The organism is Mesorhizobium sp. ES1-4, from assembly GCF_020164745.1.
Classification (GTDB): domain Bacteria; phylum Pseudomonadota; class Alphaproteobacteria; order Rhizobiales; family Rhizobiaceae; genus Mesorhizobium.
Genome location: NZ_JAIUGV010000014.1, coordinates 49527 through 66638, shown reverse-complemented (window position 1 = coordinate 66638; position 17112 = coordinate 49527). Strand labels below are relative to the sequence as shown.

At 59.7% G+C, this 17112-nt stretch carries 15 protein-coding genes and 2 pseudogenes; 4 read left to right on the top strand and 13 right to left on the bottom strand.

Annotated features, from left to right (window positions below; all coding sequences use genetic code 11):
* Window positions 1-128: 128 nt before the first annotated feature.
* On the top strand, window positions 129-1457 hold the full coding sequence (locus LB556_RS24070; protein WP_224570088.1) for a DNA cytosine methyltransferase: 1329 nt from the start codon (window positions 129-131) through the stop codon (window positions 1455-1457).
* A gap of 498 nt (window positions 1458-1955) precedes the next feature.
* Here the strand turns inward: LB556_RS24070 and LB556_RS24065 are convergent, their stop codons facing one another.
* The 3 genes and pseudogenes from LB556_RS24065 to LB556_RS24055 form a co-directional block, all read right to left on the bottom strand.
* On the bottom strand, window positions 1956-2420 hold the full coding sequence (locus tag LB556_RS24065) for an RES family NAD+ phosphorylase (RefSeq protein ID WP_224570087.1): 465 nt from the start codon (window positions 2418-2420) through the stop codon (window positions 1956-1958).
* Window positions 2420-2863 (bottom strand): antitoxin Xre/MbcA/ParS toxin-binding domain-containing protein, encoded by a 444-nt coding sequence (locus tag LB556_RS24060; RefSeq protein ID WP_224570086.1) that lies wholly within the window; start codon window positions 2861-2863, stop codon window positions 2420-2422. Before LB556_RS24060 ends, LB556_RS24065 begins: the two co-directional genes overlap by 1 nt.
* A gap of 519 nt (window positions 2864-3382) precedes the next feature.
* A pseudogene (locus tag LB556_RS24055) lies at window positions 3383-3627 on the bottom strand (transposase); the annotation flags it as partial.
* 611 nt (window positions 3628-4238) lie between these two features.
* On the opposite strand from LB556_RS24055, the gene LB556_RS24050 reads away from it, so the two are divergent.
* The gene (locus tag LB556_RS24050; protein WP_224570085.1) at window positions 4239-4466 is read left to right on the top strand and encodes a hypothetical protein; all 228 of its coding nucleotides are present in this window, start codon (window positions 4239-4241) and stop codon (window positions 4464-4466) included.
* A gap of 261 nt (window positions 4467-4727) precedes the next feature.
* Here the strand turns inward: LB556_RS24050 and LB556_RS24045 are convergent, their stop codons facing one another.
* Window positions 4728-5057, bottom strand: a complete 330-nt coding sequence (locus LB556_RS24045) for a hypothetical protein (RefSeq protein WP_224570175.1) — start codon at window positions 5055-5057, stop codon at window positions 4728-4730.
* Between the two features lie 405 nt (window positions 5058-5462).
* On the opposite strand from LB556_RS24045, the gene ric reads away from it, so the two are divergent.
* Window positions 5463-6362, top strand: coding sequence for an iron-sulfur cluster repair di-iron protein (gene ric, locus LB556_RS24040; RefSeq protein ID WP_224570084.1), 900 nt, complete (start codon window positions 5463-5465; stop codon window positions 6360-6362).
* Window positions 6363-6558: 196 nt separating this feature from the next.
* On the top strand, window positions 6559-6750 hold the full coding sequence (locus tag LB556_RS24035) for a hypothetical protein (RefSeq protein ID WP_224570083.1): 192 nt from the start codon (window positions 6559-6561) through the stop codon (window positions 6748-6750).
* Between the two features lie 232 nt (window positions 6751-6982).
* Here LB556_RS24035 and LB556_RS24030 read toward each other — a convergent pair.
* The 9 genes and pseudogenes from LB556_RS24030 to LB556_RS23990 form a co-directional block, all read right to left on the bottom strand.
* Window positions 6983-7195, bottom strand: a pseudogene (locus LB556_RS24030) (transposase); the annotation flags it as partial.
* A gap of 81 nt (window positions 7196-7276) precedes the next feature.
* Window positions 7277-7810, bottom strand: coding sequence for a DUF2478 domain-containing protein (locus LB556_RS24025; protein ID WP_224570082.1), 534 nt, complete (start codon window positions 7808-7810; stop codon window positions 7277-7279).
* 92 nt (window positions 7811-7902) lie between these two features.
* The gene (gene glp, locus LB556_RS24020) at window positions 7903-9102 is read right to left on the bottom strand and encodes a gephyrin-like molybdotransferase Glp (RefSeq protein WP_224570081.1); all 1200 of its coding nucleotides are present in this window, start codon (window positions 9100-9102) and stop codon (window positions 7903-7905) included.
* A gap of 47 nt (window positions 9103-9149) precedes the next feature.
* The gene (locus LB556_RS24015; RefSeq protein ID WP_140892560.1) at window positions 9150-9434 is read right to left on the bottom strand and encodes a hypothetical protein; all 285 of its coding nucleotides are present in this window, start codon (window positions 9432-9434) and stop codon (window positions 9150-9152) included.
* Window positions 9435-9444: 10 nt separating this feature from the next.
* On the bottom strand, window positions 9445-10347 hold the full coding sequence (locus tag LB556_RS24010; protein ID WP_224570080.1) for a peptidylprolyl isomerase: 903 nt from the start codon (window positions 10345-10347) through the stop codon (window positions 9445-9447).
* A gap of 3 nt (window positions 10348-10350) precedes the next feature.
* Window positions 10351-11127, bottom strand: coding sequence for a respiratory nitrate reductase subunit gamma (gene narI / locus LB556_RS24005; RefSeq protein ID WP_224570079.1), 777 nt, complete (start codon window positions 11125-11127; stop codon window positions 10351-10353).
* Entirely contained in the window at window positions 11120-11845 is a 726-nt protein-coding gene (gene narJ / locus LB556_RS24000) for a nitrate reductase molybdenum cofactor assembly chaperone (RefSeq protein ID WP_224570078.1), read from the bottom strand. Before narJ ends, narI begins: the two co-directional genes overlap by 8 nt.
* Entirely contained in the window at window positions 11845-13371 is a 1527-nt protein-coding gene (narH, locus tag LB556_RS23995) for a nitrate reductase subunit beta (RefSeq protein ID WP_224570166.1), read from the bottom strand. Before narH ends, narJ begins: the two co-directional genes overlap by 1 nt.
* A complete protein-coding gene (locus LB556_RS23990) occupies window positions 13368-17111 on the bottom strand; it encodes a nitrate reductase subunit alpha (protein ID WP_224570077.1) in 3744 nt (1247 codons plus the stop codon). The genes narH and LB556_RS23990 overlap by 4 nt, the downstream gene beginning before the upstream one ends.
* Between the last annotated feature and the right edge of the window lies 1 nt (window position 17112).

Here is a 17112-nt window from a genome sequence, read left to right as displayed (position 1 = left end):
TCGTACCCGGTTCGGTAAGGGCCAGGCCCGAGATTCTGCCTGCGACCTGACCGAGTCGATACGTCTTCTAACCTGGATTGCGGCTATTGGAGCTGCGGCCGGAAGGGCCGTCAGCCGGAGGTATTATCTTGCGTGTATTCTCAACTTTCAGCGGTATCAGCGCGGCAACAGTCGCGTGGAAGGAACTGGGTTGGACGTTCGCGGGCTACGCTGACTACGATCCGGACGCTTGCGCGGTTTTGGCGGCGCGATGTGGGGCCACGACTCCCAAGTACCATCCTACCACCGATCCCGATCTGATGGCCGACGAGATGTACGCGTTGGCGCACCGGATTGAAAGCGGGCACGCGAAGGGAGCGGGACAGTCGCGCGCGCCGACACGGATCAAAGCCCCAAGCCACGAAAAGCACTGGGAAATGCTGGAGAAGGAGCGCGACAACAGAGAACATATCGTCGCCAGACGCTCGCGGACCACCTATCCCATCAATGGCAAGACGCCCAACTTTGGGGACATCTGGTACATCACGGACGCAGATCTGGAAGAACTGGGCGAAATCGACCTGCTCGAGGGTGGGTCACCTTGTCAAGCGTTCTCGGCCGCCGGATCGAAGGCTGGACTGCTCGACCATCGCAGCGCGGCGATGTTCGGTTTCATCGATCTCATCGAGAGAATGAAGCGCATCAACGGATTGAAATGGGTTCTTTGGGAAAACGTAAAGGGTGTCTTGAATGACGATCAGAATGGATTTGGCTACCTCCTTGGGCGCATTGCGACGGCAGGCGGAGCAGCGGTCGTCCCGCCAGACGGACGATTCGCCAACGCTGGTTATGTATCAGGGCCGGACGGCGACGTGGCCTGGCGCCTCCTCGACGCGCAATATTTCGGCAAGCCCAACCGACGTGAGCGGGTCTACGCTCTCGCTCGTGTTGGACATGGATCTGCCGGCGTCGACCCTCGCGAAGTACTCTTTGACGAGGAATGTGAAGAACTACGTCCTGAGGTCAGCCTCAGGAAGATCAAAGCCACTGCCGGTGTTCCTGGACCACGCGCTCAAGAACTCGCCGGATATCGGGGACCGATAGCCTTCATGGCGGGCCAGAGCGCGAAAGCGCGAAGCCAGGCGGCATCCACGACTGTTATTCCCACCCTGCGTTCACAGGCCTCGGGCACCAACCGTGTGCCGAGCGTCGCGTACGTCGCGGCTGCCGATCATGACGATGGCCACCCGTTCAATCTTGAAACGATCGATTGGGACCGCCTCGTTGTGCGAGAATTGCTTCCAACCGAATGTGAGCGGCTTATGGGATTCCCTGAAGGATGGACTGCGGTGGATGTAAACGGTGCCGTCATGACCGACAACGCGCGCTACAAATGCATTGGTAACTCGATGTCGGTCAATGTTATGCGCTGGATTGGACGCCGGATGACTCAACATTACAAGAAGTTTCCACTGTAACTGTTTAGACAAAACTATCTGCTGGTGGAAAGAGGCTTTCTCCAGATCATCGCGTTCGTTGCGAAAGACAACGGCTTGACTTCCTTGCCATTAGTCCTGACGCCAAATTCCCACGGCGTCATCACATCGAATGCGTTTCGCGTTGGTCCGAGCGGTGCGCCAAAAGTCCGCGTCAAAGTCGCGGGGCGTGTTTGGCGCGCCTTGTTTCGCGTATTACCGACGCGGATGATGAAGCCGCGTGAGTATCGTCACTACCAGCGGAGACGGAATTCCGATTCCACGTGGCGGAGTAACGGAGAGAGCTGTCGAACTAAGAATTAGAGTAAGCCGATCGCTGCAACACTGATCGCCTTGCCTCTCGATTACAATTAACAAGGCCTCCAGAAAGCGCCATTCACACTTTATGAGACTAAGAAATACTGTCTTTTACTTATGAAAGTCGCATAATCTATCTTATGGAACTAAACCATTGATTATTGTTAATTCGTATTCCCACAGTTACCCGAGCAACCGGACATCCAGTTCAAAAGCTTCGATCCGCTCGATCTTGAGTGCCGCTGCCGCGGGATGGCGGTGATTGACGATGATGTTCCAGTCCGGGCTACCGGCCACCGGAACGATCGCTGACGGGACGAACAGAAGCGCGTGTTCAAGCCCGACCAGCCATTCGTCGCCCATCCGCTGAGTGTCTGCTTCTCTGCGGCGCCAGTCATCAGGCAGATCGGACAAGGCTCGTCGAGCGCTCGGCGTTTCGTCGGGGACGTCATAGGCCACAATTGAAAGTGCCGGCAGCAATGCCGGATCCTCGACATGGACAAGCTTTTCAAGGACGCAAAGCGATGGCGACGTGGCCGTATAGGTCACCGGGCGGCCGACGGTGTTCCAACGCCCATTGAACAGCAACCCGTAGCCACCATCCATGGCTTCCGCGAATTGCAGGCTGGAAAGCCGCCACAGCCGCATCAGGCGGCAGCACCCCAGGCGATCTTGCCGAGGATGGTCTCGATGACGCGTGTGCCCGCCTCGGTCTGCGCTACGGTCAGCGGGGTTTCACCGCCCAGTTCCGCCAGTTCCTTGCGAAGCCAACGGTTCGCCTTGGCGGGATCTCCGAAGGTTTCTTCCGCAAGCGACTGGATACGGGCGAGCCGTACGGCTCGGTCGGATTCCTCGACCGTCAAAGGCTCGTTCTTCTCCGCGCGATGCCGGCGCGTGCGTTGCGGAATTACGAAGCGCTCGATCTCCTGCTCGCTGAGCCCGGCGAGAGACAAGCCCTTCAGCGTAGCAAGCGGAAGCCGGCGCCGCACCATCATCGCGAGGTCCGCCTGCGACCTGACATCGGCTCCAAGCACAGCCGCTCCGCCGAGTTTGCGTGCAACATCGTCAAGGAGTGCGACAGGGGTGCTCATATTCAGTCTCCGGCAATCTGCCAAGATATTTAAGGCATCTTGCCAAAAAATGCAAGCATGCAACGGATCATCTAATGATCCATTCAGACCATTGTTCCTCTCCCCGTTCCTCCCCGATTGGGTGCATCACCAATGCGGCATGGCCGCGAACAAGCTCCTTGGTCTCCTCGCTTTCCATCCGGTCAATCGTCGCCCGCCACATGGACTCGAGGCCATTATTCAGGGCCAGCGCATCGATATCTTCAACCGCCTTGGCGACCTCGCCAAGATTGTCAAATGTGCGAATTGTTCGCGACCCGGTTCCGTAGAGGCTGTGCGCCGCGACGTATCGACAGCCCCTCCGGAAAGCCCAGCAGGATCGATAGCGCGGCGAATATGCCCGTGTCGATCATTGTCTCGAAAGGACGTAGCGAGGCACGAGCCCAACGTTGTGCGCCCCCGATCCTGAAGCGGCAGGAGGTGAACAGCCAGTTCGGTAAGATGAACGCAGCGTTGCATGTCACGCTCGAGGAGAGCGGGTCTCGTGAAGCCCTCGCCGATCGCCATGAATGCTTTCGCTTCATCGCTCATCAAACTGGCCTCCGCCGAGACCTTTGTTTCGATCGCACGTTCTGCCGCTCGCAATGAGAGATCGGTGACAACCACGCGCGCGCATCGCCAGCAAGCGTGCCGGAAACCCTGTCCACAGGCCGCTACACCATCCCGAGAACCGTTGTTTTCTCCGTGTTTGCCTGACCTTTGCGGCCACGTCCCGGCGGCGGCTCTCTTCCGTCGCGGATCCTGCTTAGTCTACCAATTTCCATCCCAAGTTCAACAAAGGCGGAACGCACTTTCGTCGGCGTGAGGTTGCCTGTATGGACTTCCAGCCTCGAAAGCGCTCCTGAGACTGAGAATTCGAATATGATGCCCTCGTCTCCCGGCGTGGCGATCAGCGAGTCGCATGAGCCGAGGAAACGCTTTGTCGCTGCGGCCATGTATTTTTCGACGATGGCTTCCGCCGACATCAAACCTTCTCCCTTCGACAATAATATATTTCTAATGAGTGGCTCCAAGATGGACCATAGTCCCATCGGACACAGGCTCGATCTACAGCATTACTGCGTCCCAAGGAGCAAACTGCAGTCATAAACGCCGGACCTGCGCTGCTTGGGCAGCTAAATACGGCTGGGCATCAGGACTTCCCGCTTTCCATATAGCAGGTGATACCGCCACCGTCGGATTCATATCCAAAGCTTCACAGTGCGCATGTCCTGTCGTGGCACTGTGGTGCTATTCTGTATCCGGATGTCACAAAGTTTTCGATGACAATCGGGAGAACGGGAGTCATTCTCCACCGTCCTTCCGTTCAACCCCTGCCGCCAAGTGGAGGCCCCAGATGATTGATCACATGAACATTGATCCGGCTCTCTATCCTTCCGATCTCGAATGCCTCAAAGCGATTTTCGTTCAGGTATGCGAAGAAGGCCACGTGCAGCCGGGTTCACCGGAAGCCGAGAAGCTTGCAGCTGACCTTGTCCTGCTCTTCCAGAGCGGCATGACCGACGAGACTACTCTGCTTATCGCTGCGCGGGCACGTAACCAGCAACTCAGCCAGGCAGGCTGAGCGACAGCCGGTAGCGCGGCGGCACCTGGAGCGGCCCATCAGCGCCCGGAACGTCCTGACGGGGGTTCGAAACAGCGCCTTCATGATCGCGTGTTCTTCGCAGCCAGCGCCCCGGAGAGGCACTCGTCGTGGCGGAAATGACGATGACCAAGATCGCCCGCCAACGGCAGCCAGGGGCGTGGACGGCACGTTGTCGCCACCAGATCGGGCGACGTTCTTCCGGGGCTTCTTCGAAACGGGCATTTTTTCCTCCAATTGCGATCAGGTCGCCTGTTTCTGCTTGAATTCGATCCTGCGGTTGAGATCGCGATCGAAACGGCCATAGGGATTGACATGACCGTAGATCAGCGGTGTTAGGCCGCGATAATCTTCCGGCGACAACCGCGCCGACCATGTCGGCTCACCCAGCGCTGGGAGGAGTTCCGGCGTGAGGCCCACCGCGAGCGCCAGTGAGAACAGCAGCGATTCAATCAGCGGTCTATGCAGCAGCAAATTGGCGAAGAAAACCAGAATGACCGTCGCCGAAAGCCCAGCCTGACGCTCCTTCAAAATGCCGATGATCTGTTCGTCAGAAAATCTTGATCGCTTCATTGCCTGTCTCCTCATCCGAGGAACAGGCTAACCTCAAACCGAGGATATTTCAGGGGAGCACGTCAGTTGCTCTTCGCATGTATTCGCCCAAGCGCAGATCCGCCTTATTTCAATTCATCTGGCCCCACCATCATCCCCTCCCTGAGCAGCAGTTTATGAAGCATATTTGCGACCAGTCTTCGGCGCAATGATATCAGTTCACAAGAACTGAATTGTCGCTGATAGACTTCGAGAAAAAGGCAACAGCATTCAGCCCGACCCAGATCTCGCGCGAGCCAAGTCGTATCCATTGTCATCGACGACACGCAAGGGATCACGACCATTACGCAAGACACCGCGGCGGGCTGAGGCGTACCCAAGAACCGGAACAGCTAGGTCGCGGCTCGATCGCAGACAAAGTCGATAATGGACTTCGGCTCGTCGAATGTCTGCGGATACGCCGTCGAGTCGGGCTACAGTTTGACCCTCTTTGTTCCAGCGCAAAGACCCGAACCTTTATCTGGGCAATTCATGGCTGAACGGTTTGCAGTATTTCGGCCTCAATGGTGCGTTGCGTCGGATGAGTCCGCTCTGATTTTCAAGGCCGTTGAACACGCATGGAGCTTCGTCATGAACACTCAATTCCCAATTCCAGAACTATGGGAGCGCACCGTCGGCGACATAGCCGCTACCCTGCCTGGCGCCACTGCCGTATTGCGCAGGTTCAAGATCGACTTCTGCTGCAACGGCGATCTCACCCTCGACGCCGCCGCCCACCGGCGCGGAGTCGATCCCGACGAGCTTGAACATGCGTTGGAGGCACTTGGTACTGGCGCCGGGGAAACAGCCGCACCGGCTTCGATGGACAGCAACGAACTGATCGACCACATCGAAGCCTGCTACCACGAGGCGCACCGCCGCACTCTGCCCGAGCTCATCGCGCTGTCGCGTAAGGTTGAGGCGGTGCATCCCGAGCATCCGAAGGTGCCGGCCGGCCTTTCAGATGCGTTACAGCAGATGCAGAGCGAACTGGAGCAGCACATGGCCAAGGAAGAGGCCATTCTGTTTCCGGCAATGCGGCAGTGGGCCAATGGCAAGTTCGATATCCCAATTTCGGAACTGCGGCACGAGCACGACGACCAGGGCACCTTGCTTCGGCTCATCGAAAGCCTCACCGACGACTTCGCCACGCCCGACGGAGCCTGCCGCTCCTGGCAGGCGCTATACGTCGGAACGGCCCAACTTGCCGAGGACCTGATGGAGCATATCCACCTAGAGAACAACATCCTGTTTCCGCAGTTCGCGGCAACGGAAAGCCGCACCTAGCCGCCCAACGTTAATGACGAATTCAGCTAAGTAGATCGCTTGGCGAATCGTCGACTCATGGGCTTAGCACTGGGCGAGGTAATCGCCGTGCTGCCACTGTTGTCGTCAACACCAACTCGCATAAATGCGAAGTGGCATTGGTCTAGTGCGGTACCTGGTGCCGGCGCCACCCGTGCCGATGTTATGGCGGCGGCGCATGTCGGCCCTCGACAGCGGCGATCCAACCGGCGCGATCTGCTCCACGCCGATCGCGCAGGCCTTTAGCCAATTGTCTTTCCGGATCCTGTCGGCCATCGACATCGAGGTGGCGGATCGTCCCGACCGCACAGACTCGTGCGCGAGATCTGCCACATCCGGCGCCACAGCCTGTTCGTGCCGCGAGGTATAGACGTCTCGTCTTACTTCTCGGTCATCAGGCAGAGCCTCAGCCAGGTCGTAGACTACCGCGCCATGGCCTGGGCCGGGGTCAGCTCGGCGATGAGCTAAAGAATATCCCCCAATGCGAGCTACCTATGAAACCGACGCCCACGAGCCGCAATCGCCCATTGCCGTTGGCCCGGGCCGCCTCTCGTTCGATCACCTGATCTGCGTGCTTGGTCGCACCTGGACGGGCATCACCATTTCTTTCCCACGAGATCCTCCAACGCGGAATTGTCGAGCATGGCGTCGGCCAGAACCCGCTTCAGCCGCGTGTTCTCGCCCTCAGCTCCCTGTCGCCCAGCCTCGGAGACATTCATCCCGCTGAAGCGGCCTTCAAGTTATAGATCGAAGCATCGCTGACGCCGTGCTTCCGCACCAGATCGGCGACCGCCCCCCTCATGCTTGTTCAAAATTCAATTGATCTGCTCTTCAGAGAAATGGCTGCACTTCATGTCCTGGTCCTCTCGATGGGCCAGAACGAAATTCAAACCGGACTAGATTTGAGGCGCAAGGTCAGCCGCAACGGGGCGCCAATCGATGCCGAACTCGGTCACATCGATTTCCCGTGCGAACCCTGCCGAAAATTCCCTGAACGGCGACAGATTGATGAGGGGCACGCCAATCAAAACAGGAACTGAAAGCTCAAGCGCTTTTGCAATCAAAGTTCTGAAACCACCGCCTTCAGCCTCGGCTTTTCCGAATTTGCAGAGTACGAGAAGGTCGGTTCGATCCGATAGTCCGGCCTGCGCCGTCTCACACGCGCGCAGCAACCGATCCGTGTTTAAGACGCAGCCGCTGGCGTGGGCGCCGCGATCATCCGATATCAAATGAAGTTCTCCCATCGCGAGATCCTGCAAGAGCATGTCGCATTTCCGGCGATCGGGATTTGGGCGGCTGTGTTGAACCAAACCGGCCAGTCTCATTCCCTGGTCGGCCATAGCAGCTGTGACTTCGCGCAGGACCGTCTCGAATCGCGGACCATCAGAATAGACGATGGCAGTCATGGGATGGCTTGTATTGCTCTGCATATCGGAATTCCTTAGGCGGGGGTTTCGATTGTCGGCCTCGTCTTGGGCTGGCCCCCGAGAGAAGCTGGACCATTTCGCGTTGACCGCATCGCTCATCCGCTCGGGCAAGTTCGGCTGAAGGGCAATACTTCCAGACAATTGCCGGCCTGCATGGGCGTCGCAGCGCCTGGAACAACGGCCACTGCGTCGGCGGCCAGAAGTGGCATCATTCTGTGCGAGCCTGCCGGCCCACTACGGTGTGCGATCAACCTGCCCTGCTCAATATTCAAGCGGACCGGCAGCAGTTCAGTTCGATCCAGCTTGCGGGGATATGTGAACGCCATCTCGGCCGTAGTGCGGTTCGCCGGAGACCGACCGAGAAGTGCATCCATCATCGGGCGCACGAAAGCGAGCGCGCCAAATGCTGCGGCTTGCGGGTTGCCTGGGAGCCCTATGAAATAGGCGCCTGCAAGCGTGCCGATCGCCAGCGGCTTGCCGGGCTTCATCGCCACCCTGACGATGTCGAGGTCGCCTCCGGCAAGTATGACGGCATCTCGCACATGGTCTTCTTCCCCCACTGACATCCCCGCAGTCGCGACGATGAGGTCGGCCGATCCCGCTATGCTTTCGAGCGCGTGCGTAGTGGCATCGAGATCGTCACGGACGGTCAGGGAGGTAACATGTGCGTTCGGCCCCGTCAGCAGCGCGCTGAGCATGGGGCCATTGCTATTGTAGATTGCGCCAGGCGGAAGCGCCTCGCCTACGTCCCGGAGCTCTGATCCGGTCGCAAGCACCACGATCCGCAAGGGACGGGCAACCGAAACGGTCGCAATACCGAGCGCGCTTAGAAGCGCAACCTCGGGCCAGCCGATCACACAGCCAGGCTGGAGGACAGTTGTTCCCCGTTTTACGTCCTCGCCAGACCGTCGAATGTGCGTGCCGGTTTCTATGTCGAGGCCAAACTGCACGCAATCGCCTCTCCGGGTTGCATGCTCCTGCATAACGACGGTATCCGCGCCGGCCGGCAATGCGGCGCCGGTCATAATGCGATGGGCTGTCCCGCGCGCCAGTACACCCGGCTTGTCACCAGCGCACGTGCGCCCGGCAATGGGCAGGACCATAGAGAGGCCCTTCTCGCCTGAGCGGAAGGCATATCCGTCCATCGCCGCCTGATCGAATGAGGGAAGTGCACTCCGAGCGCGAACCTTCGCGGCCGAGATGCGTCCCAAGGCACGCGCCAACGGCACGTCCTCCTGCCTGGTAAGCGGTTGGGTAAGCGCGACGGCAACATTTCGTGCGGTTTCAAACGACATTGTCTGCACGCTTGGGTGGAAGCAGCTCTTGCCTAGCGCACCCATCGTCAAATCCCCTTGGTCCCCGGCAGGGACTTTTCGAGAATTGCACGCATCGCCGCGAGGCCAGGATCCTTCGCTCGATTCATGAGCCCTATCAATTGGGTCCAATGATCCTCAGATGCTGTATCCACGAAATTGCGAACGGCCGCGCCGACGATCTCGGACGGCAAGCGACCGGACGCGTCAGCCGCCGCAGCCAGGCGGGCCAGCAAGACAGGCTCATCGAACGCTGCGAAGAGCGCCATTGCGACTTTTGGATCGTCGAGCGAGGCGATGAGGTTTCCGAGCATCGCATTATCCTCACTGTACCAATGGCGTTGATGAGCCGTCGATCTCGATACCGCTGATATTCGCCTGCCCGACAAGAAGAGACACGTATTGCGCGCTCGCCTGCCGACTGACATGCTCGGCCAGGTACGAGGCGATGCGCTCCCGCACGACCTCGTATGGGAGCTGGCGGCCCTCGATCCGCCGCGTCAGACGGATGAGATGGACGCCATAGGGAGTCTCTACCGGAGGTGAAATGTCCCCGGGGACGAGATTGACGAGAGCGGCTTCAAACTCGGGCGTGGTGTCGCCCGGCCCGATCTGGCCAAGACTACCGCCGATGGTCCCAGACGGGCAATCCGAGCAGTCCCGCGCCACAGCTGCAAAACGCTCCGGCGCGGTTTCCAGCGCCAATCTGAGCGACAGCGCCTTTTCTCGCGCCGCGGCGAAGGCTTCGCCTTCATCGCGGCGCGCGCCGATGAGAATGTGGTCGACCTCACAAAGCGATGGCGTCATGAAGCGGCGGAGATTGTTCTGATAGAAACGGTGCAGCATCTTCTCATCCGCCTCCGGAACCCGGACCTCGCGCTCGATCAACCCGCGTACCAGCGCATCCTCGACGGTCTCCCTGCGCCCATCCTGGTCGACCCTCTGCTCCGAAACGATATCGAGTCGCCTCGCCTGTTGCAGGAGCAACTCACGAATGACGAGCGCACCGGTTGCGGCACGCCAGCCCTCACCGGGATTGCGGGCAGGAAAGTTCTGGACCTCGGCGGCGATCGCCTTCCGCGATATCGCCACGCCGTTGACAGTGACCGGGGGCATCGCGACGCGCTCGCGGGACGGCGCCGTGTCGGGGGCTGCAGGTCGGTGTTCGTGCGGGTGTTCGGACGATGGAACGCGGCCGGTCGCGTGATTGATGACGAGCGCTGCCATGATCTACTCCGCAGGTTGGTGCGCGGGTACGGTAATAGGCCGCACCGGTTCGGACGATCGGACTGTTGGCACCGACGCAGGTGATCGGCGTTCCGCGAAACGCGTCCGCACGACCTGATACCCAGGACGGCCGAGATACCAGATCGGCGCACTCCACACGTGGACCAGCCGTGTGAACGGGAACAGCAGGAAGATCGTCATGCCGAGCAGCAGATGCGCCTTAAAGATCGGATTGACGTCTGCGACATAGGCTGCGGCGGCTGGCTGCAGGGTTAGAATTCCCTGGGCCCAGTTCATGAATTTCACCATCTCGTGGCCGTCCATGTGACCGAGCGAGACGAAGATGGTTGAAAGGCCAAGCGTCAGTTGCAGCCAGAGCAGCAACAGAATTGCGATGTCGCCGGGAGCAGACGTATTGCGGATGCGCGCATCAAACAGCCTACGGTGAGCAAGAAGCGCTACACCGATGAAGCAGGCTATACCTGCGATACCTCCGACGGTGATAGCGAGTCCCTGCTTGAAGCTGTGCGAGACGCCAAGAGCGTCAAATACCCAAATAGGCGTCAGCAGGCCGACGAAATGCCCGCCAAAAATTGCCAGGATGCCAACATGGAAAAGATTGGAGCCCCAGCGAAGCTGGCGCCGCCGCAGCAGTTGGGAGGAACCCGTCTTCCACGTGTACTGCTCGCGGTCGAACCGTGTCAGGCTGCCGAGCAGGAAGACTGTCAGGCAGAAATAGGGATACCAGCCAAAAAGCGCGTCGTTAATTATGTTAGACATCGCTTCCCCCTATTTCAGGCCCGAAATTGTGCCGTGCGTCGCGGCGCGCGGCACGCATCTGAATTCGCAAGCGATCAACGGAACAGCCGTCGGTCGCATTTCCTGGGCCGAACGTGACGGCGGTTTCTTCCCAAGCCGCATCAATGGCCGCCAAGTCCTCCGGCTCGTCGTCGTCGAGCGCAGTCGCGGCCACGGCGGGCTCGCTGAGGATAGAGCGTAGGGCCGCGAATACGGCGGCATACCCCCCGTTTCGCTTGGCGAGCCGCTCTTCCAGCAGCGCGAAAATGTGGGCGGTCTCTTTGAGGAGGCCCCGCGCCTCGTCGAGCGGACGATCCGAAAGAAACTCCAGGAAAAGAGGTATGAAGTCGGGCAGTTCGTTCGCCGTGACGAGTAGCCCTGCACGCTGATAATGTTCGACCAGATCGACCATCGCCTGACCACGATCCCGACTCTCACCATGGATGTGCTCGAAAAGGTGCAATGAGTGACGGCGCGTCTTGTCGAACAGCTCGACGTACCGCTCCTGGAGGTCGTACAGATTCAGAAGGCACAGATCGCCAAGTAAGGGATGAAGCTGCTCGATTGCGTTGTTCGATACCAACCTCTCAGCCGCGAGGGCGGCGGTGATTTCCGGGATCGCTGCTGAAAGCTCCTCAGTCGGATAGGCAAGGAGCGCCGAGAGCGCCTTGAACGTTTTGTGCGACAGCATCACCGTCATCACACGATCTCCATCGGGTTTGTTGACCGCTTGGTCTGCTTGGTGCCAAACAGGTTGGTCTCCGTGGAACCTCCCGAGCAGCCGTTTCCAAAGGAGAAGCCACAAGAGCCGCGCATGTCCTGAGCGTCCTCGCTCCATTCCCGGTGTGCCGTCGGGATGACGAAACGATCCTCGTAATTCGCGATCGCCATCACCTTGTACATTTCATCGATGGCCGTTCCCGTCAGGCCGACACGCGCCGCAATCGACTCGTCAAGGCGACCATCGATCGTCTTTGCCCGCATGTAGCTGCGCATCGCGAGCATGCGTTCAAGCGCGAGAGCCACAGGCTCTTCCTTGCCCGCGGTCAGCAAATTGGCGAGGTATTGGAGCGGGATGCGCAGGCTGCGCACGTCGGGCATGTCGCCGTCGACGCCCATCTTACCTGCGGCCGCCGCTGATTGGATGGGCGAAAGCGGTGGTACGTACCACACCATCGGCAGGGTGCGGTATTCGGGGTGGAGGGGGAAGGCGATCTTCCACTCCATCGCCATTTTCCACACTGGCGACAATCTGGCCGCCTCCAGCCAGTTGTCGGGTATCCCATCAGCGCGGGCCTGAGCGATGACGGCCGGGTCGTTCGGATTGAGGAAAACGTCCAGTTGCGCCTGATAGAGGTCCTTCTCATCGGGAGTGCTGGCAGCCGCCTCGATACGGTCGGCGTCGTAGAGGATCACGCCGAGATAACGAATGCGCCCGACGCAGGTTTCAGAACAAACCGTCGGCTGCCCCGCCTCGATACGGGGGTAGCAGAAGATGCACTTCTCCGATTTGCCCGACGACCAGTTGTAGTAGATCTTCTTGTAGGGGCAGCCGGAGACGCACATGCGCCATCCCCGGCATTTGTCCTGGTCGATCAGGACGATGCCATCCTCCTCGCGTTTGTAGATGGCGCCCGAGGGGCATACCGCCGCGCAGGTCGGATTGAGGCAGTGCTCGCACAACCGCGGCAGGTACATCATGAAGGTGTTTTCGAACTGGCCGTAGATGTCCTTCTGGACGCCCTCGAAGTTCACGTCCTTCGAACGCTTCTCGAACTCGCCGCCGAGGATCTCTTCCCAGTTCGGGCCCCATTCGATCTTTTCCATGCGCTCGCCGGTGATCGCCGACCGTGGGCGGGCCGTGGGGAAAGCCTTCGATTCTTTCGCCGTATGCAGATGCTGGTAGTCAAAGGTGAACGGCTCGTAGTAGTCGTCGATCTCCGGCAGATCGGGGTTTGCAAAGATGTTAGCAAGGATACGCCATTTGGCGCCCATCTTCGGCTCGATGCGGCCGTTTTTCTTGCGGCGCCATCCACCATTCCATTTCTTCTGATTTTCCCACTCCTTAGGGTAGCCCACCCCAGGCTTGGTCTCGACATTGTTGAACCAGGCGTACTCGACGCCTTCCCGGTTGGTCCAGACGTTCTTGCAGGTGACGGAGCAGGTGTGACAGCCGATGCACTTGTCGAGGTTCAGCACCATGGCGATCTGAGCGCGGATTTTCATTCTGCAGCCTCCTTCGGCGCTTCGGACTCGAGCGGCCTTTCCAGCCAATCGACATTGGCCATCTTGCGGACGACGATGAATTCATCGCGGTTGGAACCCACGGTGCCGTAATAGTTGAAGCCGTAGGACTGCTGCGCGTAGCCCCCGATCATGTGGGTAGGTTTCAGCACCGTTCTGGTGACCGAGTTGTGGATGCCGCCGCGATGGCCGGTCATCTCCGACCCGGGCGTATTCACGATCTTTTCCTGGGCGTGATACATCATCATCATGCCCGGCTTGATCCGCTGTGAAACGACGGCACGCGCGGTGAGCGCGCCATTGACATTGAAGACTTCGACCCAGTCATTGTCGGCCAGGCCCGCCGTCTTGGCATCAGTCTCGGAGATCCACACCACCGGGCCGCCACGGTTGAGCGTCAGCATCAAGAGATTGTCTGAGTAGGTGGAGTGGATGCCCCACTTCTGGTGCGGCGTGATGAAGTTGAGGACGATCTCCTTGTGCCCGTTGGGGCGGACGTCCTTGATGCCTGGGATCGTCTTAAGATCGACTGGCGGCTTCCAGGTGACGAGCCCTTCGCCGAAGGCCCGCATCCAGAGGTGATCCTGGTAGAGTTGCTGGCGACCGGTCAACGTCCGCCACGGGATCAGTTCATGGACGTTGGTATAGCCGGCATTGTAGCAGACCTTCTCGCTTTCGATACCGGACCATGTCGGCGAAGAAATGATCTTGCGCGGCTGCGCCTGGATATCGCGAAAGCGGATCTTCTCGTCTTCCTTCGGCAAGGCAAGGTGGGCGTGCTCCCGGCCGGTGATTTCTGACAAGGCTTCCCAAGCCTTGATCGCCACTTCACCGTTAGTCTCCGGTGCAAGCATGAGAATGACCTCCGCTGCATCGATGTCGGTCTCGATCTTCGGCAAGCCTTTGCCCGCACCTTTGATATGCACCCCATTCAGCGCTCCGAGCGCCTCGACTTCGTGGGTGGTGTTCCAGGCGATGCCTTTGCCCCCATTGCCCACCTTGGTCATGAGCGGCCCCAGCGCTGTGAACTGGGCGTACAGGTTGGGGTAGTCGCGGGTAACAACTGCCACTGACGGCATTGTCAGGCCCGGGATCGGTTCGACTTCGCCAAGCTTCCAGTCCTTCACGTCGAGGGCCTGGGCCATCTCGGCCGGGCTGTCATGCTGGATCGGGGTGAGAACCACGTCCTGCTCGACGCCCAGCACTTCCGGGGACACTTCCGAGAAGGCCTTGGCGAGGCTTTTGTAAATCTCCCAATCGGAGCGTGACTCCCAGGCCGGATCCACCGCCGCCGACAGTGGATGGATGAAGGGGTGCATGTCCGAGGTGTTGAGGTCGTTCTTCTCGTACCAGGTGGCAGTCGGCAAGACGATGTCGGAGTAGACACAGGTGGTCGACATGCGGAAGTCGAGCGTGATCAGGAGGTCGAGCTTTCCCTGCGGCGCCGTCTCGTGCCAGACGACTTCGGTGTTGCGGACTGCCCCTTCCGGCCCGAGGTCCTTACCCATCACACCGTGGGTGGTGCCGAGCAGATGCTTGAGGAAATATTCATGTCCCTTCCCAGATGAACCGAGAAGATTCGAGCGCCAGACGAACATGTTGCGCGGCCAGTTGTCGGGATCGTCGGGATCATGGCAGGAGAGTTCGAGTTCACCGGATTTCAGCGCCTTGACGACATAGTCTTTCGGCTCAAGGCCAGCGGCTTTGGCCTTCGCGGCGATTGAAAGTGGATTCTGCTTCAGCTGGGGCGCCGACGGCAGCCAGCCCATACGCTCGGCGCGAACATTGTAGTCGATGAAACTCTTGTTCCAGTCCCCCTCGGGCGCGGTCGGCGACAATATTTCCGCGGCCGTCAGGGTCTCGTAGCGCCACTGGTCGGTCTGCGCGTAGAAGAAGGACGTCGAGTTCATGTGCCGGGGTGGCCGGCTCCAATCAAGCGCGAAAGCGAGCGGCGTCCAGCCGGTCTGCGGTCGCAGCTTCTCCTGCCCGACGTAGTGCGACCAACCACCGCCTGACTGGCCTATGGCTCCGCAGAAGACCAGGAGATTGATGATCCCCCGGTAGGTCATGTCCATGTGGTACCAATGATTGACGCCCGCGCCGAGGATCACCATCGAGCGGCCGTTGGTCTTTTCCGCATTGGTGGCGAACTCGCGCGCCACAGTGATGATCGCATCCCGGTTCACGCCAGTGATACGCTCCGCCCAAGCGGGCGTGAACGGCACATCCTCGTCATAGCTTTTGGCCGCGTGATCGCCACCGAAGCCCCGGTCGAGGCCGTAATTGGCCATCATCAGGTCGTGCACGGTGGCGACTGCCACCTGGGAGCCGTCGCTCAGCTTGATCCGCCGGACCGGAAGGTTGCGAGTGAGAATTTCACCGTGATCGGTCGACACGAAATGCTCGGTGGCGCGTCCGCCAAAATACGGAAAATCGACAGGTACGATCTTGGATTTCTTGCCAGCAAGCGTCAGTCTCAGCCGAATACTCCGACCTTCGCCGTCCTTCTCCTCGAGGTTCCATTTGGCGCCCTCGCCCCAGCGGTAGCCGATCGATCCGCGCGGCGAGACGAGTTTATCCGTAGTCTCGTCGATCGCGACCGTCTTCCATTCCGCATTGTTGCTCTCATCCAAGCCACCGGCGAGCTCCGAGGCTCGCAGGAGCCGTTCAGGAACGAACCGACCATCGCGTTCCGTGAGGCGAACCAGGAACGGCAGGTCGGTGTATTTGCGAGCGTAGTCGTCGAAATACGGGACAGTACGATCGACGTAATATTCGCGAAGAATGACATGGCCCATCGCCAGTGCCAGTGCAGCGTCGGTCCCCTGCTTCGGGTTGAGCCAGATATCGGCAAACTTGGTCGCTTCAGCGTAGTCCGGGCTGACGACTGCGCTTTTGGTCCCCTTGTAACGAACCTCGGTATAAAAATGCGCGTCGGGCGTACGCGTCTGCGGCACGTTGGAGCCCCAAACTATGATGAAGCCGGCGTTGTACCAGTCCGCACTTTCGGGTACGTCGGTCTGCTCGCCCCATGTCTGGGGGCTCGCCGGCGGCAGATCGCAATACCAGTCATAGAACGACATGCACACGCCGCCCATCAGCGACAGGTAACGCGAGCCCGCCGCATAGGAAACCATCGACATGGCCGGGATCGGCGAGAAACCGATGACACGATCCGGGCCATGGGCCTTCACCGTGTAGGCATTGGCCGCCGCGATGAGTTCGTTCACCTCGTCCCAGGTGGCGCGCACGAATCCGCCGTGGCCGCGGATCGAGACGTAGGATTGGCGCTTGTCCGCATCCTTGACGATCGAAGCCCATGCTGCGACAGGAGGCATGATGGCACGCGCCGCGCGCCATAGCTTGAGCAGCCGCCCACGGATCATCGGGTATTTCACCCGCGCGCCGGAATAGAGATACCAGCTGTAGGATGCGCCGCGCGCACAGCCGCGCGGCTCATGGTTGGGAAGATCGGGCCGCGTGCGTGGATAGTCGGTCTGCTGCGTCTCCCAGGTGACGATGCCGCCTTTGACATAGATCTTCCACGAACAGGAGCCGGTGCAGTTCACACCATGCGTGGAGCGCACGATCTTGTCGTGCTGCCAGCGCTTGCGATAGGCGTCTTCCCACGAGCGATCCTCGTTGGTGACGATTCCGTGGCCGTCCGAGAAGCTGTCGACGGTCTTGCGGAAAAAGGTTAGCCGGTCGAGAAAATGCGACATT